We start from the raw sequence: 20670 nt of genomic DNA, 5'->3' as shown, positions 1-20670 counted from the left end.
CCCCTACATCCTCATCCACGAGAAGAAGCTCTCGTCGCTCCAGGCGATGCTGCCGGTGCTCGAGGCCGTGGTGCAGACGGGTCGTCCGCTCCTCATCATCGCCGAGGACATCGAAGGCGAAGCCCTCGCCACCCTCGTCGTCAACAAGCTGCGCGGCGGCCTCAAGGTCGCAGCGGTCAAGGCTCCCGGCTTCGGCGATCGCCGCAAGGCCATGCTGGGCGATATCGCCACGCTGACCGCCGGTGAAATGATCTCCGAAGACCTCGGCATCAAGCTCGAGAGCGTCACGCTCCCGATGCTCGGCCAGGCCAAGAAGGTCACGATCGACAAGGACAACACCACGATCGTCGACGGCGCCGGTTCGGCTGACGAGATCAAGGCCCGCGTCGAGCAGATCCGTGCCCAGATCGAAGTCACCACCAGCGACTACGACCGCGAGAAGCTGCAGGAACGCCTTGCCAAGCTTGCTGGCGGCGTGGCCGTGATCAAGGTCGGTGGCGCTTCGGAAGTCGAAGTGAAGGAGCGCAAGGACCGCGTCGACGACGCGCTCCACGCCACCCGCGCGGCGGTCGAGGAAGGCATCGTCCCCGGCGGTGGCACCGCGCTGCTCTACGCGACCAAGGTCCTTGCCGGCCTCAAGGGCGCGAACGACGACCAGACCAAGGGCATCGACATCGTCCGCAAGGCGATCATGGCCCCGGTTCGCCAGATCGCCACGAACGCCGGCCACGATGGCGCGGTCGTTTCGGGCAACCTGCTGCGCGAAGGCGATGAGACCCAGGGCTTCAACGCTGCCACCGACACCTACGAGAACCTGAAGGCCGCCGGCGTCATCGACCCGACCAAGGTCGTGCGCACCGCGCTTCAGGATGCCGCGTCGGTTGCCGGCCTGCTGATCACGACCGAAGCCGCGATCATCGAGCGTCCGGAAGACAAGCCCGCGATGCCCCCGATGGGTGGCGGCATGGGCGGCATGGGGGGCATGGACTTCTAAGTCCGACGCCACAGCCAAACAGAGAAACGGGGCCGGAGGGGAAACCTTCCGGCCCTTTTTCTTGTCCGGCCATCCTTACAGCCTATCCTCATGAGGTGGAGGCATCGTCACCTCATCAGGACAGGCTCTAGGGCACGAAAACCAGCTTCGGCCCCGGATCGGCCATCGCTTCCCCGGCCTCGCCAAACGGCAGCACGCGGTGCGTCACGTGTTCGGGATGAAGTCTGCCGCAGGCAATGCACCCCAGCACCTCGGGCAGGACCGGGCGGGACTGGACGCGGCCGGTGTGGAAGGTCAGCCCTTTGTAGTAGGCTTCGGTCAGCGGCACCGGCGTCGTTGGTGCGAAATGCATCGAAACGCTGGTGAGCACGCCGTTGGGCGCGGTCGAACGGATGGCGAAGGCGAGCCCGGCTGCCGTGCCTGCGGCTTCGACCACGATCTCGAACTGCGCGGCAGGCGCGCGGCCCTCCCCCAGCGCGAGCGGGGCGACTTGCGCGCCCATTGCTGCCGCCCGCGCGCAATTGGCGGCGTTGTCATCCAGATAGAGCACCCGCCCCGCTCCCAGCGCCACCGCTGCGCCCGCGGCATAGATGCCGACGCTCTGCGCGAGACCTCCGACCACCAGCACCGAAGCCCCCGGCCTTGCCGCCAGATGCGGCGCCACGCCGCGCCAGCCATCGGCGATGTTGTCGCAGGCGCTCGCGGCGGCCACCGGGTCGATTCCGTCTGGCAGCGGCACCAGCATGTGATCGGCATAAGGCACCAGCATGAGATCGCTCAGCGCCCCGCCGAAGTCTGGCCGCCCGTTCCCGGCAAGACCATAAGCCGCGTAGGCCGGTACGCCCGAACAGCTGTTGGTAAAGCCGCGGCGGCAGTTTTCGCAGTCGCCGCACGAGATCTGGAACGGCACCACGACCCGCTGACCCGGCACAACCCCGGCAGCATCGCCTGCATCGACCACCTCGCAGACCGCCTCGTGCCCGAAGGCGAAAGGCCCGGCGAAGGGCGCGACACCCGTTGCGATGTACAAGTCGAGGTCGCACCGCGCCACCGCCAGCGGCCGCACCACAGCATGGCGCGGGCCCGATACAACCGGGGCCGGCACCTCGCGCCATTCGAACCGGCCCGGCTTCAGGAAGGTGAGCTGGCGCATCACTTTTCGCCCGTACCGGTCATGTCGATCTGCAACGGCGAATCGAAGTAGATCAGCTCGGGCTCCGTGCCGTAGGTCGCCTTGGCCCGCGCGCGCCACTGCGGCGTGAACCAGGCCTCCGCCGCCGCGCGACTGGACCAGAGATACATCCCGCCAAAGCTCGTTGCATTGACTGTGAAGTACTTGCGCAGCAACCCGGGCACCTTGCGATAGGTGGGCGCCGCCTGCTGGAAGCCTGTTTCGATCGCTGCACGCGAAAGACCAGCCGGTGTTTGCACCACCACGATCGTCGCCACCGGCTGCTGCGCAGGCACTGGCTCCGCGCGCAGCGGCGTCGCCAGGGCAATGGCTGAAAGGGCGACAAGTAGAGAAAGCTTCATGATCGGTACTCCTTGCTCGAATGAGTAAAGGGCTATCTGATGCCCGCCGACCGACAAATGCGCGATATCGCAAAGCAGTTTTGCAGAAGCGCCAAACTTGCGGTCGGCCCGGCCCCTGCGATCCCGGCGATCTGACCAGCTTCGGCAACGGCGAAGGCGCGATGGCGATGTCCCGTTGCATCCCCCTGCCACATGCCCCTGTAGACAGGGCCGACCGCCACGCTACCTTGCCGGTCAAAGCATGGCACAAGGGGGATCGGGATGCGCAAACGCACCATGGGGTTGATCGCGGCGAGCGTTGTCGGGCTTGCCGGCCTCGGCTGGTATGCCAGCCTCGATGCCGAAACGCGCGGGCTGCTCGCGGCCATGCCCACCGACCGCGACGTGCTGATGTGGACGGTCCCGCAGCGCGATGCCGCCTTCCGCGCCATGGACCGCCTGCCCGTGCTGGCCGAAGCGCGCGAGATCGCCCCTTCGGACAAGCCTCTGCCGCTTCCCGCCGGCAAGCCGCTCACCATCCCCGGCGTCGAGGCCTACATGGCCAGCCAGCGCGCCGCCGGGCTGGTGATCGTGCAGGACGGCAAGGTGCGCTTCGAACGCTATGGCCTCGGCTTTGCTGCGCAGGGCCGCTGGACCAGCTTCTCGGTGGCGAAGTCGTTCACATCCACGCTCGTCGGCGCGGCGATCAAGGACGGCTTCATCAAAAGCCTCGACGACAAGGTCAGCCAGTACATTCCGGACCTCAAGGGCTCTGCCTATGACGACGTCAGCGTCGCGCAGCTGCTCACCATGAGTTCGGGCGTGCGCTGGAACGAGGATTACGAGGACCCCAAGTCCGATGTGGCCTCGTTCAACAATGCCGAGCCCGAACAGGGCATGGACGCCACCGTCAGCTACATGAGGAAGCTCCCCCGCGCGCATCCGCCGGGCACCGTCTGGCACTACAACACCGGCGAAACCAACCTGATCGGCGTGCTCGTCTCCTCGGCGGTGAAAAAGCCGCTCTCGCAATACCTCGAGGAGAAGATCTGGAAGCCCGCGGGCATGGAAGCCAAGGCGACCTGGCTGCTGGGCAAGACCGGGCACGAGATCGCCGGCTGCTGCATCCAGGCCGCGACGCGCGATTTTGCCCGCATGGGGCTCTTCGTGCTCGCCAACGGCAACGCCGGCGGCCAGCAGATCGTGCCGCCGGACTGGTTCGCCGCCGCCGCGCACAAACAGAAGGACATCGGCACGCCCGGCCGCGGCTATGGCTACCAGTGGTGGACCTACGACGATGGCTCGGTCGCCGCGCAGGGCATCTTCGGGCAGGGCATCTTCATCGATCCCAAGCGGCGGCTGGTGATCGCCAGCAATGCCGACTGGACCCGCGCCGACGAAGGCCCCGAAGGCGAAGGGCGCGAGGCGTTCTACCGCAAGGTGCAGGCACTGATCGACGCGGGCGGGTGATTGCCCTCGTCCCGGCAGGGCTGTCCTACAAGTGGCGAGGGGCGTAGGGTGGCAGCCATGACCGGCATCCCGACCCTTTCCGCCCGCACCTCCTGTTCAGGCCGGAAAACCGGAACGCGGAGTTTCTCCTCAGGACTGTGTCAACTGTGTCAACCTGACCTAAATTCGGCGCGAGTCCCCCAAGGGCCAGTGGACAAGCTGCTCCGGCACGCCATAGCGATTCGGACTTATCGGTCGGGGGGAACGGCGATGCGCAACGTGGCAATCAGCGCCGCATTCGGAATGCTGGCGTTTGCGGGGGCGGCCCAGGCCGAAGCCCCCAAGCTTGCCCCCGTCCCTGCCGCACAGGCGCCCGGTTTCGAGCGCATTCGCGAGGCGGACTTGCGCGCCGATCTCACGTTCGTCGCCTCCGATGCGCTGCAAGGCCGCATGTCGCTGCAGCCGGGTGACGACGCTTCGGTCCAGTGGATCGCTGCCGAGTTCGCCAAGGCCGGCCTCCAGCCGGCCGCTGCCGATGCAACCGGCAAACCCAGCTATCTCCAGAGCGTGCCGCTCATCGAATACCGGCCCAATCCCGCGGCCAACACGCTGACCCTGCGCATCGGCACCGCAGTGCAAAGCTGGAAGGCGCCTGAACTCATCGGCGGCTTCCGCGATGATCTAGAGCTCGCCGCACCGCTCGTGTTCGCCGGCTTCGGCATCAGCGCGCCCGGCGTGGGTTACGACGATTACAGGGACCTCGATGTGCGGGGCAAAGTCGTGCTCGTTTTCGAGCATGAGCCGCAGGAGAACGACCCTGCCTCGCGCTTCAACGGGACGGGCAACACGCGCTATGCCACCAACCGGGTCAAGGCGCTCAACGCGCAGGCCCGCGGCGCCGTCGCGCTGCTGGTCATGGCCGAACCGAACCGCAAGCACCCCTCGAACCTGGAACGCGTCAACCGGATCGGCGGCAGCGCAAAGCGTGTGCCGCCGCTGCCCGGTCAGGCGCTGCCCGATGACGAGCTGCGCATCCCCGTGCTGACTGTCTCGGATACGGTTGCAACCGCCTTGCTCGCCAAGGCCGGCGCTACCGCGCAGGCGCTGCAGTCCGCGATTGATCAGAGCCTCAGCCCCCAGTCGCGCCCGCTGGCGGATACCACCGTGGCGCTCCACCTTGAGAACACCGCGCGCAGCCGGGGCGTGTCGGCCAATGTGGTCGGCCTGCTGCCGGGTTCGGACCCGACGCTCGCGCCCGAAACGGTGATCATCAGCGCCCACCACGATCACGATGGCAGCAGCGGGCCGGAGATCTGGCACGGCGCAGATGACAACGGCTCCGGCACTGTCGGCGTGGTTGCGCTGGCCCGGGCCTTCATGGCCAATCCGGTCAAGCCCAAGCGCTCGATTCTCTTTGCCGTCTTCGCGGCCGAGGAGCGCGGGCTGCTCGGAAGCTACTATATGGCCCTGCACCCGCTCCGCCCGCTTGCCACCACCCGCGCGATGATCAACTTCGACATGATCGGCCGCAACGAGGAACCGAGCGACCAGACCACCGGGCTTATCGAGATTCCCAAGGACACGACCAACCGGTTGAACCTGATCGGCGCCGCCTACAGTCCCGATTTCGACCGGGCTGTGCGGGCCGCCAATCGCAGTGTCGGACTGGACCTCGATGACCGTTTCGACCACGAGAATGCCCTCAACGTGTTCTTCCGCAGCGATCAGTTCCCCTTCGTTCTGAAGGACGTACCGGCGATGTGGTTCAACACCGGTTTCCACCCAGATTACCACCACACCACCGATACTGCAGACCGGATCAACTACCCCAAGATGACGAAGATCGTGAAGCTCGCCTATCTTTCCGCCTGGCGTTTCGCCAGCGAGGCATCGCCTCCGGCCTTCGTGCCCGATCCGGCGGGCCACTGACACCCCAAGCCGCTTCGCACCGCCCGCATGGGCCAAGTGTGAATTCAATTTGACAGTCTATCTGTAAAGACTGATTGTCACCCATCCGGCAGCATTGCTGCAAACTATGGAGGGCCGCGCTTTGCCCGACCAGTTTCCCCTTGAACCCACCTCCAGCCTTTCGGTCGAAACCGTCGTCTCGGTGCGCCACTGGAACGAGTTTCTGTTCTCTTTCACGATCACCCGCCCGCCGAGCTTCCGCTTCCGCTCGGGAGAGTTCGTGATGATCGGCCTCATGGGCGAAAACGGCCGTCCGCTGCTGCGCGCCTATTCCATGGCCTCGCCCGCCTATGACGAGGTGCTCGAGTTCCTCTCGATCAAGGTGCCGGACGGCCCGCTCACCTCGCGCCTCCAGAAGATCAAGGAGGGCGATCACATCTATCTCGGCCGCAAGCCCACCGGCACGCTGGTTGCCGATGCGCTGCTTCCCGGCCGCCGCCTGTTCCTGCTCGGCACCGGCACCGGCCTCGCGCCATGGATGTCGCTGATCCGCGATCCCGATATCTACGATCGGTTCGAGCAGATCGCGGTTGTGCATTCGGTGCGCGGCGTATCCGACCTTGCCTATCGCGACATGCTGGAAGCGCGTCTGGCCGATGATCCGCTGGTGGGCGAGATGGCGGCAGAGCGCCTCACCTACATCCCGACCGTCACGCGTGAGCCGTTCCATACCAACAAGCGCATCGAAGGCCTGATGCTCGATGGCACGCTGTTCCAGGGGTCGTTGGGCGATCCCAAGAACTTCGACCCCATACACGACCGCGTCATGCTCTGCGGTTCGATGACGATGATCAAGGAAGTCGCCGCGATGCTCGACGGCTTCGGCTTCACCGAAGGCGCCAATTCACATCCGGGCGAATACGTGATCGAGCGCGCCTTCGTCGGCTAGGCCGGACGTTCGAGCAGGATCAGCGTGGTATCACCATCGACCTGCTCGTCGTACCTCACGAAGCCGAGCTTGCCGGCCACCGCAAGCGATGGCAGGTTGATGTCATCGATCATGCAGGCGACACGGCGGCCAGGGAAAGCCGCATCGAACCACGCGAGCGAGGCGCGGGCCGCCTCGGTCGCCACGCCCCGCCCCCACGTCTTGCGGGCAAAGATCCAGCCGATCTCCGGCGTATCGTCGAGCCCGTTGCCAAAGCCGCGCCACGAATGGAACACCCCGCAGATGCCCAGCACCTCGTCCGTTCCGCGCGCGCGGCAACTGAAGATGCCATAGCCGAACAACGCCCAGGAACCCGCATTGCGGCACAGCCGATTGAACTCCTCGACCGCGCTGGTCGGCCGGCTCCCGAGATGACGGCGCACCTCGTCGTCTGCCATCAGATCGACCAGCGCAGCATGATCGCGGGGCGCCGGTCGCCACATTTCGAGACGTTCGGTCGAAAATTCGGGTCCATTCATAGCACCACGTCTACCGCGTGGATTGCGACACCGACAAGCCCGCCAACCAGTGTTCCGTTGATGCGGATGAACTGAAGATCACGACCGACAGCGCCCTCGATGCGAGCAGTCACCGTGCGTGCATCCCAACGGCGGACAGTTTCGGAGACCAGCCGGACAATCTCACCGCCATAGCGCGTAGCGACGCCCACCAGCGTGCGGCGGGCAAAGCGGTTCACCAGCGTCTGCAGCCGCGCGTCATGCTGCAATGCACGGCCAAGCTCGGCCAGCCAGGCGCCGATGCGGTCTCCTCCGTCGGCTGCGCCGCTGCCACCGGAGCGGACCGCCCGCAGAAGTTGGGCCCGCCCCCGTTCCCAAAGGCCATCAAGCCAGGCCGCGAACGCCGGGTTCGCAAGCACGTCGCGCTTCATGGCTTCGACCCGCGCGTGCATCGCCGGATCGTTCACCAGCGCTTCTGCCAGCGCCCTGAGGCTCTCCTCGATCTTCATGCGCAGCGGGTGGTCCGCGATGACCACCGTCTCGGCAAGGAGCTTGTAAAGACCATCGAGAATGCCGTTGGCCAGACGCTCATCGAGGCCAGTCCAACGCATCACGGCATTCGCCTTGTCGTGGATCATCCGGCGCACAAGGTCTTCGTTGGCTTCGAGCGCTTCGGCTGACCGGCGGATCAACGCTTCGATCAAGGGCATGTGGCGGCCCTCGGCGATCATCGCGGAGAGCAGATTGCCGAGCAGCGGTGCCAGCGCAAGGCGCTCGATCCGGCTGCGCAGTGCGGCCTTTGCCATCCCGCCCAACTTCTCCTGATCGAGCGATTCGAGCACATCGGCAATGAGGCTGGCCGCACCCGCTCCGAGCCGGCCTTCACCTGGGCGCGGGTTAGCGAGGTACTGGCCAGCGGCGTTGGCGGCATTCAGCCCGCGCAACCGGCGCGCCACGACGGGCGGCGTGAGGAAGTTTGCTCTGAGAAAGGCCGCCATTGAATCGGCAATGCGGTCCTTGTTCTCCGGGATGATGGCGGTGTGCGGAATGGGCAAACCAAGTGGGTGCCGGAACAGCGCCGTCACCGCAAACCAGTCCGCCAAGCCGCCGACCATGGCCGCTTCGGCGAAAGCGCGCAGGAAACCCCAGCCAGCATGTACCGTCTCAAGCTGCCGCGCTGCGAGGAACAGTACCGCCATGAGCAGCAGCAGGGCAGTCGCGATGAGCCGCATCCGGCGTGCAGGATCGTCCATCGGACGCGTGCGCGCCGATTGCTCTGTCGCGGTGTTGGCAGAAGGTCCCCTTGGCGTCGCGATTACTCCGCCGGAAAGCCCTCGCCCGCCGCGTGCCGGTCACTCGCAGCCTCGCGCGGGTCATACGAGAGAACACGGCGTCCGATCCACGGACCAACGCGCTTCTCGAGGCCGTCGGCAAGGCTGAAACCGGCCGGAACGAGCAGCAGCGTAAGCAGGGTCGAAAGCGCGAGACCCCCGATCACGACAATGCCCATCGGTGCGCGCCAACCCGCGTCGCCGCCGAGGGAAACAGCGGTCGGAACCATGCCCGCAATCATTGCCACGGTGGTCATCACGATCGGCTGGGCGCGCTTGTGTCCGGCTTCGATGATCGCATCGAGTTTGGGCGTGCCCTTGGCCATTTCCTCAATGGCGAAGTCGATGAGCAGGATCGAATTCTTTGCGACGATCCCGAACAGCATGAGGACGCCGATGAATACCGGCAGCGAGAGAGCCTGACCTGTCGCCAGCAGAAGCAGCAGACCGCCCAAAGGCGCGAGGAACAGCGAACCCATGTTAACGAGCGGCGAGATAAAGCGGCGATAGAGCAGCACCAGCACGGAGAACACCAGCAGCACGCCGGCGGCCAGCGCGACCATGAAGTTGAAGAGCATTTCCTGCTGCCAGCGGTCTTCGCCGGCCGGTGCATTCGAGACGCCCTGCGGCAGGTTCTTCATGATCGGCAGCGCTTTGATCGCGGCATCCGCAGTGCCCTTGACGACACCCGGCGGCAGGTCCGCACCGATGAACACACGGCGGTTCTGATTGTAGCGCTGGATGCTCGTCGGGCCCGAGCCGAACCCGATAGTCGCCACGCGCGACAGCGGCACCGACCCGCCAGAGATGGTCGGAACCGGAAGATTCTCCAGCGTGGACAGATCGCGGCGCGAGGCCACGGGCAGCTTGACCCGGATCGGCACCTGCCGGTCAGAGAGCGAGAACTTCGCGCTGTTCTGGTCGATCTCACCTTGTGTTGCGATACGGATCACCTGGCTCAGTTGCTGGGTGGTGACCCCAAGGGAGGCAGCAAGGTCGAGATGCGGCGTGATGACGATTTCCGGGCGGCGCAAATCGGCACTGATACGCGGGGCCACGACTTCCTTGAGCTGGCTCATCTGCTCGACCAGCGTCTGCGCTGTCTTCTGCAGGAGCTCGGGATCGGAACCGGACAGCATGACACTGATGGCACGACCCGAACCGCCGCCGGGGCCGCCGCCGTTCTGGTTCATGAAGCTGACGCGCGCATCCGCAACCTTCTGCAGTCGCGGAGTCAGCGCGCGCTCGAACTCGATGCTGGACCGCGCGCGGTCGCGCTTGAGTTCCAGAAATACGCGGCCGTTGCCCTCGTTGATGCGCTCGAGCGCAACGTCGATCTCCGGCTCGTCCTTCACGAGAGCCAGCACTTCATCCACCTTGCGTTCGGTCTGCTCGATCGTGGTTCCGGGCACCATCTCGATGGTGATGCGACTGAAATCGCCATCCGTCTCCGGGAAGAACTGCGACGGAATGGCCATGAACAGCACGACCGTGAACGCCAACGCACCCGCCGCAACGCCCATCATCCACAAGCGGTGATCGAGCAGTCTTGCGCGAAACCACCGCCGCGGGAACCGCTGGCGATAAGCGGCAACGCTGCGGGTATCTAGCGACCATTCGAGCACACGCATGTAGCGCTGCATCCAGGGCCCGTTGCCATGTTCGGCCTGACCATGGGCCTTGAGGAAATAGGCCGCGATCATCGGTGTGATCATGCGCGCGACCAGCAGCGAGAACAGCACCGCAATGACGACGGTGAGACCGAAGTTCTTGAAGAACTGGCCCGAAACGCCGGGCATCAGCGCAACCGGCAGGAATACCGCAACGATCGAGAAAGTGGTCGCCACCACGGCGAGACCGATCTCGTCAGCCGCATCGATGGCGGCCTGATAGGCGGATTTGCCCATGCGCATGTGCCTGACGATATTCTCGATCTCCACGATCGCGTCGTCGACAAGGACACCTGCAACGAGGCCAAGCGCCAGCAAGGACATTGTGTTGAGCGTGAAACCGATCAGGCTCATGAGCCAGAAAGTAGGGATCGAGGACAGCGGAATCGCAATTGCCGAGACGATCGTCGCGCGCCAGTCGCGCAGGAAGAAGAACACCACGATCACCGCCAGCACGGCGCCTTCGACCATCGCGGACATCGAGGACTTGTACTGTTCCTTGGTGTAGCCCACGCTCGAGAACAGCTGGATGAAGTGGACGCGGCCGCCCTGCTCCTTCTCGATCTTTGCGAGTTCCTTGACCGTGTCATCGAACACGCTGACGTCGGATTCGCCGCGCGCGCGGGCGATGCTGAAGGTAACCACCGGCTTGCCGTTGTTCTTGGCAATCGAGGTGATTTCGCTGAAGCTGTCGCGCACATCGGCAACGTCAGAAAGGCGGACGGTGCGGCCATTCGAAATGCCGACCTGCATGCGGGAAAGCTCGAATGCACTCGCCGCATTGCCGAGCACGCGCACGGCCTGGCGCGAACCAGCAACTTCCGCACGCCCGCCAGCCGCGTTCAGGTTGACCTGGCGCAGCGCGGCATTGATCTGCGTGGCCGTCACACCCTGCGCCTTCATGCGCATTGGATCGAGCGTGACCGCGATCTCGCGGCTGACACCGCCATTGCGGTCGACCTCGGCCATGCCGGGAACAGAAAGCAGGCGCTTGCGGACAGTATCGTCTATGAACCACGAGAGCTGTTCGATGGTCATGTCGTCGGCAGAGACGGCAAAGTACGCAATCGCGTCAGAAGAAGTCTGTGCCTTGACCACCTGCGGTTCAAGGATACCCTCGGGCAAGTCGCCGCGCACCTGATCGACCGCGTTCTTGACCTCGTTCACCGCGGCATTGATGTCCGTGCCGATGGCGAACTGGACCATCGTCTGGCTCGACCCTTCGGTGGCCGTCGAACTCAGGGTATCAACACCCGCGATCGTTCGCACGGCGGATTCAATCCGCTGGGTGATCTGGTTCTCAATCTCGGTCGGCGCTGCGCCCGGCTGAGATATGGTCACAATGACCAGCGGGAACTCGATGTCCGGCTGGTCCTGCACCTTCATGCCCATGAACGCCACGATCCCGGCCAGGGTGAGGCCGAGGAACATGACGATCGGCACCACCGGGTTGCGGATGGACCAGGCAGAGATATTGCGGAAGTTCATGTGCGCGGCCCCCGGTTATGAACCGGAGCCGGTAACGGCGGCTGGGGCAGTTGCAGTCACCGGGCGCACGACATCCCCCGGATTGAGGAAGCCGCCGGCGCGCAGGACAACACGTTCGTTGCCCGTGAGCCCGTCTGTCACCACGATGCCTGCAGCCGTCACTTCACCCGTCTTCACGCTGCGGCGGACGACCTTGTTGCCCTTGTCGACGACATAAACAAACGGACCCTGCTGGTCGGACAGAATGGCCGATTCCGGAAGCATCGGTGCCGTCACGGAGCCACTGCGGATCTGCGCGCTTGCGAAGCCACCGGGACGCAAAGCCCGATCATAGCCCAACGCGATGCGCGCGATCCCTTCGCGCGTTTGCGCATCGATCGTGGGCGAAAGCTGCCAGATCTGGCCGATGAACGGCTTGCTGGTGCCGACGGGGGTCACTTCGGCCGACTGGCCCACGGCGAGCCGCGCCAGATCGTTTTCCGCAAGCCGCGCTTGCATCTCAAGCTGTCCATCCTTGGCAATCCGGAACAGCACGCCGCTGCCGGGACTGACGATCTGGCCAGGTTCGACCCCGCGGGTGAGCACAAGGCCGGCTGCCGGCGCGATGATGTTCAGCCTCGCTGTGCTGGCGCGCAGTTGGCCCAACGCGGCGTCAGCAACCCGGACCTGCGCAACGGCGGCATCGCGCGTCGCGATCAGACGGTCGACATCGGCCTTGGAAATAAACCCGCGCTCGACCAGCTTGAGCGCACGGTCGAGATTGGACTGCGCGATGCGGGCGTTGGCCCGCTGGACTTCGATGGTGGCAGCCTGGCCGACAATCTGCTGGGCCTGGACCGAGCGATCGACGACGGCAAGGACTTGACCGGCCTGCACCCAATCACCCGCATCTACCAGTACGCTGACCACGCGCCCGCCTTCGCCGGCGGCGCCCACCGGCATCTCGCGCCGAGCCGCGATGGTGCCGCTTGCCGTGATCGAGCCAGTGACGCTGATACGGCCAGGCGTGATGACGCTGACCGACTGGGCCTGAGCATTGCGCGCCGCCTCGGCATCGGTCGCGGCAGGCGACTTGTGCATGAAATACCAGCCAAGGCCGAGCGCAACCGCGATCAGTACCGCAACAATGGCAAGGCGGCGCTGTCCACCGCCCGTCGAACCGAAATCACCATCGACCATCACCGGATCGACAGCGGGCTGCAGCCCGGATCTGATTTTCGTTTCATAATTCATGTCGTTCACGTGCCTTAGTCCCGGTCGGGCGCCGAACAGCCAGAGATAGGGGCCGATCCCCACCATGGCGGAAGTGTATTATCTGACTATATCACTTCCCGCAAGCGCGGGGAGCCACGCTGTGCCGCACGCAATCATAGTCTTAGCGTCGCATCCGACGAGTGACAATTGCGGCTCGACGAAGCGCATGAACAAATGATTCGAGCGTGGTTACGATGCAACCGCAATCGTCCCGTGAAGCCAACCCTTGAGGGCAAACCAAAGCAGATGGCCGCCCCGATTACCGGGGCGGCCATCGCTTCAGGCAGATCGTGCAACCGGCCGCAGCCAGCAGGTCAGAACTTGAGCTGGCGCTCGTAGAGATCGCGGTAGTGCTGGATGCGCGTCACGCGCAGACCCTGCATGCCCGAGCGATCGACCGCCCGTTGCCAGGAGGCGAATTCCTCGAGCGTGAGACCATAACGCTCGCACACCTCGTCGATCGTGAGCAGACCGCCATTAACGGCGGCCACGACCTCGGCCTTGCGGCGGACAACCCAGCGCGTGGTCGAGGGGGGCGGGAGGCTGTCAAGGGTCAGGGGCTCCCCGAGAGGGCCAATGACTTGCGACGGCTTGATTTTTTGATTCTCAATCATGTCAATTCTCGTCTGGTCGACGTTGCGGGGCGACTTCGGGAACTGGCCCCTTTGTGCCGGTCACGTCATTTCCATTCGCTGAAGAGGCGGGGTTAACAGGCTCTTCAGCCTCCATTTCAACGCGCCGGAGCAACACCGCAGCTGATTCATGGAAGCTGAAGCCCTTTCCGCCGTGTGGCCCGGATGCGCCGCCATCCGAACCTGCGCTGCTGGCGACTACCAATCCTGACCCAGTCGCGGGAAGCACGCCGCGCGTGTCGTGCGCTGCGACAAGCCGGGCACAGAGCTCGCTCCAGCCGAGCGGGCGCAATCTGCGGCCCGAATCGCCCGGTGCATGCGGCCATGAATCGGAAAATCTCATCTCCATGGGCAAGTCTCTAGCCCACGGTCCCATAAAGGAGGGTAAACCCCCCCTTCACCAAGAGTTAGGTTTTGAGGCGCGCGGGTCCTCGTGATCGAGGGAGCTTTTTTGACCTGCCGCTCGCCTCCGAAAGGGCCTATGGGGCCGGAATGCAAAGCAACTTGGGCCCTAACGCAGCATCTGCCGTGACTGGAAACGCGCCTCAGCCAGCGCCCATGCTGCCGCTGCGCGGGAGCGAGGCCGCAGAACTTTTTTCACTTCCGCAAGGAAAAGAGCCGAGGCGAATCGTCGTCGCCATGTCCGGCGGAGTGGACAGTTCGGTCGTCGCGGGCCTCGCGGCAGCTAGCGGCGCGGAAGTGATCGGCGTGACACTGCAGCTCTATGACTACGGCGCCGCGACCGGTCGCAAGGGCGCCTGCTGTGCGGGCGATGACATCCGCGACGCGCGCGCTGTCGCCGACCGGCTTGGCATCGCCCACTACGTATTCGACCATGAGTCGCGCTTTCGCGAGGATGTGGTCGAGCGGTTTGCCGATGACTATCTTGCCGGACGCACCCCGATCCCCTGCATCCGCTGCAACATGGGGCCCAAATTCACCGACCTGCTGACCATGGCGCGCGACCTTGGCGCCGACTGCCTGGCAACCGGACACTACGTGCGGCGCATTGAGACCGAATACGGACCGGAACTGCACCGCGCCATCGATCCGGCGCGCGATCAGTCCTACTTCCTCTATGGTACCACCGTGGAACAGTTGGCCTTCCTGCGCTTCCCTCTCGGCGGTCTGCCCAAGTCGGAGGTGCGGGCGATGGCCGCCGCACTCGGACTTGGTGTGGCAACCAAGCCCGACAGCCAGGACATCTGCTTCGTGCCAGACGGCGACTATGCGGCGATTGTCACGAAGATGCGGCCGCAAGGTTCGGCACCGGGCGAGATTGTTCATGCTGCAACCGGGGCGGTGCTGGGAACGCATCGCGGTGTGATCCACTATACGGTGGGCCAGCGGCGCGGTCTCGAGATCGGCGGACAAAGCGAACCGCTTTATGTGACGGCGCTTGATGCCCCGGCTCGGCGCGTGATGGTCGGGCCCAAAGCCATGTTGGCCGTCGGCGCAGCGCGCGTTGGTGAGACCAACCGCATTGGCGCAATCCCCGATGGCGCTTCGATCACCGCCAAAGTGCGCTCGCTGGCAAAGCCGGTGCCGGTGACCATCGAGGGCCAGATCGGTGCAGGGGCCCCTTGCGTCATCCGCTTCCAACAGCCCGAGTATGGTGTGGCCCCAGGGCAGGCTGCGGTGTTGTATGACGGCGACCGGGTCATCGGCGGCGGCTGGATCGAGGAAACCTCGCCCTGGGCCGAAAGCATCTAGCGCCTGTCAGTTCCTCCAAGTCTCCAGCACGCAGCCCCAGCCATCGCGATAGGTTGCGGTCTGCCGAGCGATCAGCGGAAACCGCGCGGTCACGCTGCGCGCGGCAGTATCTTCGGTCAGGGTGATGAGGTCCATCCCAGGTTCGAAATCCTTGCGGCAATCGCCGAGCGCTCTGCCACCGACGAAGCGGCAGGAACACGCCACACGCGCGCCATAGGCAGCACCGGTAACCGCATAGCCATGCAGCTGGGGCCAGATGAAGGCCCCGGCACCAACGAAGATCGCAAGAACGAGCACGGCCCAGCGCAAATGCAGCCGCCGTGGCTGCGAGGAGGGAGAGGACGGTTTGGGGGAAGCAGTTGGTTTGGCCATTGCCATGCGGGGTCGATCTGGAGAAAAGCTGGCCGCCTGATGGCCCGACGTGTTTTTGCCTTTATCGCCCCGCTTGCGCTTGTGCCAGCCCTGTTCGGCTGCAGCCCTGCTTCACCACCGGCGCCGGCACCGGTTTCGGCGGAGGCGCTGAAAGCAGTATCAGCCAATCCCGGCGTTCCGCGCGAAGAGCTTGCGCGCCGGGTCGATGCTTTGTTCAGCGAGAAAGACGCGGCCGAAACGCGTTCCGTGATCGTGATGCAGGGCGGGCGTGTCATCGCCGAGCGCTATGCGCCGGGTTATCACGAGAATACCCGCTTCGTGAGTTGGTCGATGGCCAAGTCGATCACCGGTGTCATGATCGGCATGCTGATTTCGGATGGCCGGCTGCGGCTGGACGAACCGGCGCCCATCCCGGCCTGGCAACGTCCTGGAGATCCGCGTGGCGAGATCACGCTGCGCCAGCTGCTGCAGATGCGCTCCGGGCTACGTCATGCCGAGGCCATATCGCCCCCGTGGAAGTCCGATGAAGTCCGCATGCTGTTCCTTGATGGGCGCGATGCGATGGCGCGCTATGCGGAGGATCAGCCGCTGCAATACGAGCCGGGCCGCAAATGGGCCTACTCGACCGCTACGAGTGTCATTCTCGCTGACCTTGCCGCGCGCGTGCTATCCCCGGCGCCTGACCCGGAAAGCCGCCGCCGTGCCGTCGCCGACTACTTGCGGACGCGCCTGTTTGACCCGGTCGGCATGCGCTCGATGCTGCCCGAGTTCGATGCCTCCGGCACCTTGATCGGCGGCAGCCTGATCCATGGGACGGCCCGCGACTGGGCGCGCTTCGGCGAGTTCCTGCGCAATCGCGGAGCAGTGGCGGGTGCGCAATTGGTTCCGCGCCAATGGATCGATTTCATGGTCACACCATCCCCGCGCGAGGCGCAGTATGGTGCACAAATCTGGCTCAACCGGACGCCGACAAAAGGGAAACCGGCGCTGTTCCCCGAACGGGGCCCGCGCGATCTGTTCGCCTGCCTGGGTCACCTCGGCCAGTATGTGCTGGTGTCGCCGTCACGACAGCTTGTGGTCGTACGCCTCGGGAAGACGCAGGAAGACCAGCTTGATCCGGTAACAACGCGGCTGGGTGAACTTGTCGCGCTGTTTCCGCGCGGCAATTAGCGGCGAGCAGGCGCACCCTGCGCAAGAACTGCGGGGCTGGTGCCATCAGATCCCGGCGCCAGCAGATCCTGCGCACCGAACACTGCCTCATCGACATGACCATCAGGATCGGGATGGATCAGGATTTCTACGCCCGGGAATGCATCGAGCAATTTGGCCTCGATTTCGTCCATCACACGGTGCGCTTCTGTCACAGTCATGCGGCCATCGACCCAGACGTGAAACTGTACGAAGTCGCGGTTGCCACTTGTCCGCGTGCGCAGATCGTGGAGGCCCTTGAGCTCCGGATGCTGGGCCACCACGGCAAGAAAGCGCTCGCGCTTTTCGAGCGGCCACTCGTGATCCATCAACTGCTCGATTGCCGCCTGCGAAGCACCCCACGCGCCCCAACCAAGCCAAAGCGCGATGCCGAACGCAAACAGGGCATCCGCACCGGCAAGGCCCAACCAGTGATCGAGCACCAGCGCGGCGATGACCGCAAGGTTGAGCACAAGGTCCGAGGTGTAGTGGAGATTGTCTGTCGCAATGGCGAGGCTCCCCGTCGCACGGATCACGCGGCGCTGATAGCCGAGCAGAAAGAAGGTCGCCCCGATCGCGACAAGCGATACGAGCATGCCGGCTTCCGCATCGGCAGGCCGTCCGCCGCCAAAGAACTCCTCGATCGCGCGCCACGCGAGACCTAGGGCAGATAGCGAGATCAGCACGACCTGAAACATGGCCGTCAGTGCCTCGGCCTTGCCGTGGCCGAACCGGTGGTTCGCATCGGCCGGCTGTGCACCAATCCAGACGCCCAGCAATGTGGCAAGACTGGCGACCAGATCGAGCCCGGTATCGGCAAGGCTGCCCAGCATTGCCGTCGAGCCGGTCGTGAGCACAGCATAGCCCTTCATCCCCAGCAGCAGCGCTGCAACGGCGATGCTGGCATAGGCAGCGCGGCGATTGAGCTCGCCGTGATCAGGGCTGCGGGTCATGTCCATGGTGGAGCCTTGCTGTCTCTCAGGGATAGAGCAGCGAACTGGTCCACTGACCCCGGTCCAGACGGGTGAAACGGCGGCGTTCGTGGAGGCGGAAGGCACGGTCCTGCCAGAACTCGATGGCATGGGGCGTCACACGGTAGCCGGACCAATGGGCCGGGCGCGGCACCGATCCATCCGGATACTCGCCGCGCAGCGCCTCGACGCGTGCCATGTAAACCTCACGCGAAGGCAGCGGGCGGGATTGATCAGATGCGGCGGAGCCAAGGCGCGATTCGGGATGACGGCTGGCGAAGTACGCGTCCGCTTCGGCTGGCGTGACTTCGTTGATGATCCCCTCGATCCGCACCTGCCGGCGCAGGCTCTTCCAGTGGAACAGGAGCGCAACCTGCGGATTGGCAGCCAGTTCCCCGCCCTTGCGGCTTTGGAAGTTGGTGTAAAATACAAAGCCATCCGGTCCGTGCCCCTTCAGCAAGACCATGCGCACCGAAGGGGCCGCACCGGGCGTTGCTGTCGCCAGCGCCATCGCATTGGGATCGTTGAGCTCGCTCGCCCTCGCTTCGGCAAACCACGCCTCGAAAATGGCGAAGGGATCCGTACCGGGAATGGCATCGTCGTTCACGTCGGTCGGCACGGCTGGGGTCCTGTCCATTCCAGAAAACTGTTGTTCAGCTGGGTTTGCCCTAGCTTAGCCGTGCCTGAGTGCAAAGCGAGCCTTGCGGGTAGACGGGGTCAACCCTAGCTAAAGGGTATGGCCGATCCCTATTCCATTCTTGGTGTGCCGCGCACCGCGAGCGAAAAGGACATCAAGTCCGCTTATCGCACGCTGGCAAAAGAGCTGCACCCCGATCGCAATGCGGGAAAGCCCAATGCCGCCGAGCGCTTTGCCGAAGTGACCCGGGCGTATGATCTGCTGTCCGACAAGGACAAGCGCGCCCGGTTCGACCGGGGGGAAATCGATGCGGACGGCAATCCGACCGGGCCATTCGGCTTTGGCGGCGATGCAGGCGGCGGCTTTGCCGGAGCACAGCGCGGATATCGTCATGATGGGTTTGAAGGTTTTGGCGGGAGTGGCAGCGAAGGCATCGATCTAGGTGACATCTTCGAAGGCCTGTTCGGTGGGCGCGGCGGAATGGGGGCAGGCCCGGGTGCTGGCGCACGGCGGCGTCCTGCACCGCGCGGTGCGAACGTCACCTACACCCTGAAGGTTCCTTTCAATGAGGCTGCCCGCCGCGAGCCGCAGCGGGTCACCCTTGCTGATGGCAAGACTATCGATCTCAAGCTGCCGCCAGGCCTGGTTGACGGACAGCAAGTCCGTCTCGGCGGAAAGGGCGAACAGGGCCCGGGCGGCTTTGGCGATGCGATCGTGACCATTGAAATCCAGCCAAGCCCATACTTCGTGCGGGATGGTGACAATATCCTGCTCGAGGTGCCGATCAGCCTCGACGAAGCGATGGCCGGCGCCAAGGTGCGCATTCCAACGGTAGAGGGGCCGGTGATGATGACCATCGCGCCGGGTAGCACCAGCGGCAAGACGCTGCGGCTCAAGGGCCGTGGGTTCACCCGGAAGAACGGTGAACGCGGCGACCAGTTGGTAACCCTGATGGTGGACATCCCAGCAGAGGACCCCGACCTCCAGGCGCGTCTGGAGGGATGGCGCGACAGCCGCGACTTGCGGGCCAGGTTTGCGGTCTAGCCTCGTGAGCGGCGACGCTCCAGCGCGGACGCCCCCTGGTAACGCCCCACCTGGCGAGCCGGTTATCGATCTCTCTCCCGAAGCAAGACGCCGTGCCGCGATGGCTCGGCAACAGGGCCTCGCGTTCGCGGGCGTCCGCTCCGCGCACCGGCTGCGTCCGATCGAAGTGCTGCGAAGGGTGTGGGTGGGCGTAATCCACGATGGAACAATCCACGCTGGCAACTTTGCCTACATGGTACTCATCGCGCTATTTCCCTTCTTTATCACCGGTGCAGCGCTGTTTTCCCTGCTTGGCGAAGCCAATGATCGGACGGCGGCGGTCAACACTGTCCTGATGGCGATGCCGCCGGATGTCGCGAACGTGCTCTCACCCGTCGCGCATACCGTGATCGAGGCGCGGACGGGCGGCCTGCTGTGGATCGGCGGCCTGGTAGGTCTTTGGACTGTTGGCAGTCTGGTCGAGACCATCCGCGATATTCTGCGCCGAGCCTATGGGACGAGGCTGGTGCATGCTTTCTGGCGATACCGCCTGATGTCGACCGGCCTGATCATTGCCTCGGTCGTTCTCATCCTGCTCTCGATCGCAGCACAAGTGCTGATCGGTACCGTACTGGAAGCGGTCACGGCGCTTCTGCCGAAAGCAACCGATCTGATCGCAACGCTGGCGCTCTACCGCGTGATCCCTGCGCTGGTTTTGTTCGCGTCGCTTTGGCTGCTTTTCATCTCGCTGACCCCGGGCGCATACAGCGCGCGGATCTATCCCAAATGGCCTGGCGCCCTGTTCGTCACGGTCTGGTGGCTCGCGGTCACCACAATCTTGCCCAAGCTGCTGCGGCACCTGTTCGTCTACGATCTGACGTATGGAAGCCTTGCCGGCGTGATGATCACACTTTTCTTTTTTTGGCTGATTGGCCTAGGGATGGTCATAGGGGCCGAACTCAACGCTGCTCTGGCGGAAACGCCAGTGGAGCAGGATCTGATTGGGCAAGCCGACAACCGGGCTCGCGCCGCGAAAACAGGCGCGACCGGACAGACGCAACAGGACGAGTGAAGCAAGGGGT

At 64.6% G+C, this 20670-nt stretch carries 18 protein-coding genes; 8 read left to right on the top strand and 10 right to left on the bottom strand.

Features of this window, described 5'->3' with window-relative positions; genetic code table 11:
* Window positions 1–994, top strand: a 994-nt coding sequence (gene groEL / locus K5Q19_RS00695; RefSeq protein WP_292939788.1) for a chaperonin GroEL, incomplete at its 5' end; no start/stop codon positions are given.
* A 127-nt stretch (window positions 995–1121) separates the two neighbouring features.
* On the opposite strand, the gene K5Q19_RS00690 is transcribed toward groEL, so the two are convergent.
* Together K5Q19_RS00690 and K5Q19_RS00685 are read right to left on the bottom strand one after the other, a co-directional pair.
* Window positions 1122–2147: an alcohol dehydrogenase catalytic domain-containing protein gene (locus tag K5Q19_RS00690; protein WP_292939785.1), complete on the bottom strand. Its 1026-nt coding sequence runs from the start codon at window positions 2145–2147 to the stop codon at window positions 1122–1124.
* Window positions 2147–2527 carry a YdhR family protein gene (locus tag K5Q19_RS00685; protein WP_292939782.1) on the bottom strand — a complete coding sequence of 127 codons (381 nt, stop codon included), beginning with the start codon at window positions 2525–2527 and terminating at the stop codon, window positions 2147–2149. Before K5Q19_RS00685 ends, K5Q19_RS00690 begins: the two co-directional genes overlap by 1 nt.
* A 261-nt stretch (window positions 2528–2788) precedes the next feature.
* On the opposite strand from K5Q19_RS00685, the gene K5Q19_RS00680 reads away from it, so the two are divergent.
* The 3 genes from K5Q19_RS00680 (at window position 2789) to K5Q19_RS00670 (ending at window position 6812) form a co-directional block, all read left to right on the top strand.
* A complete protein-coding gene (locus K5Q19_RS00680; protein ID WP_292939779.1) occupies window positions 2789–3976 on the top strand; it encodes a serine hydrolase in 1188 nt (395 codons plus the stop codon).
* A gap of 249 nt (window positions 3977–4225) precedes the next feature.
* Entirely contained in the window at window positions 4226–5884 is a 1659-nt protein-coding gene (locus K5Q19_RS00675; protein ID WP_292939776.1) for a M20/M25/M40 family metallo-hydrolase, read from the top strand.
* 106 nt (window positions 5885–5990) lie between these two features.
* Window positions 5991–6812: a ferredoxin--NADP reductase gene (locus tag K5Q19_RS00670; RefSeq protein ID WP_292939773.1), complete on the top strand. Its 822-nt coding sequence runs from the start codon at window positions 5991–5993 to the stop codon at window positions 6810–6812.
* On the opposite strand, the gene K5Q19_RS00665 is transcribed toward K5Q19_RS00670, so the two are convergent.
* The 5 genes from K5Q19_RS00665 to K5Q19_RS00645 form a co-directional block, all read right to left on the bottom strand.
* Window positions 6809–7330, bottom strand: a complete 522-nt coding sequence (locus K5Q19_RS00665; RefSeq protein WP_292939770.1) for a GNAT family N-acetyltransferase — start codon at window positions 7328–7330, stop codon at window positions 6809–6811. The two genes, K5Q19_RS00670 and K5Q19_RS00665, sit on opposite strands and share 4 nt — an antisense overlap.
* A complete protein-coding gene (locus tag K5Q19_RS00660) occupies window positions 7327–8541 on the bottom strand; it encodes a DUF445 domain-containing protein (RefSeq protein WP_292939816.1) in 1215 nt (404 codons plus the stop codon). The genes K5Q19_RS00665 and K5Q19_RS00660 overlap by 4 nt, the downstream gene beginning before the upstream one ends.
* Window positions 8542–8624: 83 nt before the next feature.
* Window positions 8625–11798: an efflux RND transporter permease subunit gene (locus K5Q19_RS00655; protein WP_292939767.1), complete on the bottom strand. Its 3174-nt coding sequence runs from the start codon at window positions 11796–11798 to the stop codon at window positions 8625–8627.
* 15 nt (window positions 11799–11813) lie between these two features.
* Window positions 11814–12977 (bottom strand): efflux RND transporter periplasmic adaptor subunit, encoded by a 1164-nt coding sequence (locus tag K5Q19_RS00650; protein WP_292939814.1) that lies wholly within the window; start codon window positions 12975–12977, stop codon window positions 11814–11816.
* A gap of 389 nt (window positions 12978–13366) precedes the next feature.
* Window positions 13367–13666 carry a DUF1153 domain-containing protein gene (locus tag K5Q19_RS00645; RefSeq protein WP_292939764.1) on the bottom strand — a complete coding sequence of 100 codons (300 nt, stop codon included), beginning with the start codon at window positions 13664–13666 and terminating at the stop codon, window positions 13367–13369.
* 576 nt (window positions 13667–14242) lie between these two features.
* Here K5Q19_RS00645 and mnmA point away from each other — a divergent pair.
* Window positions 14243–15397: a tRNA 2-thiouridine(34) synthase MnmA gene (gene mnmA, locus K5Q19_RS00640; RefSeq protein WP_292939761.1), complete on the top strand. Its 1155-nt coding sequence runs from the start codon at window positions 14243–14245 to the stop codon at window positions 15395–15397.
* Between the two features lie 6 nt (window positions 15398–15403).
* On the opposite strand, the gene K5Q19_RS00635 is transcribed toward mnmA, so the two are convergent.
* Window positions 15404–15694 (bottom strand): hypothetical protein, encoded by a 291-nt coding sequence (locus K5Q19_RS00635; RefSeq protein WP_365757904.1) that lies wholly within the window; start codon window positions 15692–15694, stop codon window positions 15404–15406.
* 114 nt (window positions 15695–15808) lie between these two features.
* On the opposite strand from K5Q19_RS00635, the gene K5Q19_RS00630 reads away from it, so the two are divergent.
* Entirely contained in the window at window positions 15809–16939 is a 1131-nt protein-coding gene (locus tag K5Q19_RS00630; RefSeq protein ID WP_292939758.1) for a serine hydrolase, read from the top strand.
* Here the strand turns inward: K5Q19_RS00630 and K5Q19_RS00625 are convergent.
* Entirely contained in the window at window positions 16936–17916 is a 981-nt protein-coding gene (locus K5Q19_RS00625; protein WP_292939755.1) for a cation diffusion facilitator family transporter, read from the bottom strand. The genes K5Q19_RS00630 and K5Q19_RS00625 overlap by 4 nt on opposite strands.
* Before the next feature lie 19 nt (window positions 17917–17935).
* Window positions 17936–18565 (bottom strand): pyridoxamine 5'-phosphate oxidase, encoded by a 630-nt coding sequence (gene pdxH / locus K5Q19_RS00620; RefSeq protein WP_292939753.1) that lies wholly within the window; start codon window positions 18563–18565, stop codon window positions 17936–17938.
* A gap of 99 nt (window positions 18566–18664) precedes the next feature.
* On the opposite strand from pdxH, the gene K5Q19_RS00615 reads away from it, so the two are divergent.
* Together K5Q19_RS00615 and K5Q19_RS00610 are read left to right on the top strand one after the other, a co-directional pair.
* Window positions 18665–19609 (top strand): DnaJ C-terminal domain-containing protein, encoded by a 945-nt coding sequence (locus K5Q19_RS00615; protein ID WP_292939750.1) that lies wholly within the window; start codon window positions 18665–18667, stop codon window positions 19607–19609.
* A 100-nt stretch (window positions 19610–19709) separates the two neighbouring features.
* Window positions 19710–20660, top strand: coding sequence for a YihY/virulence factor BrkB family protein (locus K5Q19_RS00610; protein ID WP_292939747.1), 951 nt, complete (start codon window positions 19710–19712; stop codon window positions 20658–20660).
* Window positions 20661–20670: the final 10 nt, after the last annotated feature.

This window comes from Novosphingobium sp. (assembly GCF_019748365.1).
Lineage (GTDB): Bacteria > Pseudomonadota > Alphaproteobacteria > Sphingomonadales > Sphingomonadaceae > Novosphingobium.
This window is presented reverse-complemented; position numbering and strand designations above follow the sequence as displayed.

Coding starts and splice junctions, on each gene's coding strand:
- K5Q19_RS00690 (WP_292939785.1), bottom strand. CDS start 2,147: ATGCGCCAGCTCACCTTCCTGAAGCCGGGCCGGTTCGAATGGCGCGAG.
- K5Q19_RS00685 (WP_292939782.1), bottom strand. CDS start 2,527: ATGAAGCTTTCTCTACTTGTCGCCCTTTCAGCCATTGCCCTGGCGACG.
- K5Q19_RS00680 (WP_292939779.1), top strand. CDS start 2,789: ATGCGCAAACGCACCATGGGGTTGATCGCGGCGAGCGTTGTCGGGCTT.
- K5Q19_RS00675 (WP_292939776.1), top strand. CDS start 4,226: ATGCGCAACGTGGCAATCAGCGCCGCATTCGGAATGCTGGCGTTTGCG.
- K5Q19_RS00670 (WP_292939773.1), top strand. CDS start 5,991: ATGGAGGGCCGCGCTTTGCCCGACCAGTTTCCCCTTGAACCCACCTCC.
- K5Q19_RS00665 (WP_292939770.1), bottom strand. CDS start 7,330: ATGAATGGACCCGAATTTTCGACCGAACGTCTCGAAATGTGGCGACCG.
- K5Q19_RS00660 (WP_292939816.1), bottom strand. CDS start 8,541: ATGCGGCTCATCGCGACTGCCCTGCTGCTGCTCATGGCGGTACTGTTC.
- K5Q19_RS00655 (WP_292939767.1), bottom strand. CDS start 11,798: ATGAACTTCCGCAATATCTCTGCCTGGTCCATCCGCAACCCGGTGGTG.
- K5Q19_RS00650 (WP_292939814.1), bottom strand. CDS start 12,977: ATGGTCGATGGTGATTTCGGTTCGACGGGCGGTGGACAGCGCCGCCTT.
- K5Q19_RS00645 (WP_292939764.1), bottom strand. CDS start 13,666: ATGATTGAGAATCAAAAAATCAAGCCGTCGCAAGTCATTGGCCCTCTC.
- mnmA (WP_292939761.1), top strand. CDS start 14,243: ATGCTGCCGCTGCGCGGGAGCGAGGCCGCAGAACTTTTTTCACTTCCG.
- K5Q19_RS00630 (WP_292939758.1), top strand. CDS start 15,809: ATGGCCCGACGTGTTTTTGCCTTTATCGCCCCGCTTGCGCTTGTGCCA.
- K5Q19_RS00625 (WP_292939755.1), bottom strand. CDS start 17,916: ATGGACATGACCCGCAGCCCTGATCACGGCGAGCTCAATCGCCGCGCT.
- pdxH (WP_292939753.1), bottom strand. CDS start 18,565: ATGGACAGGACCCCAGCCGTGCCGACCGACGTGAACGACGATGCCATT.
- K5Q19_RS00615 (WP_292939750.1), top strand. CDS start 18,665: ATGGCCGATCCCTATTCCATTCTTGGTGTGCCGCGCACCGCGAGCGAA.
- K5Q19_RS00610 (WP_292939747.1), top strand. CDS start 19,710: ATGGCTCGGCAACAGGGCCTCGCGTTCGCGGGCGTCCGCTCCGCGCAC.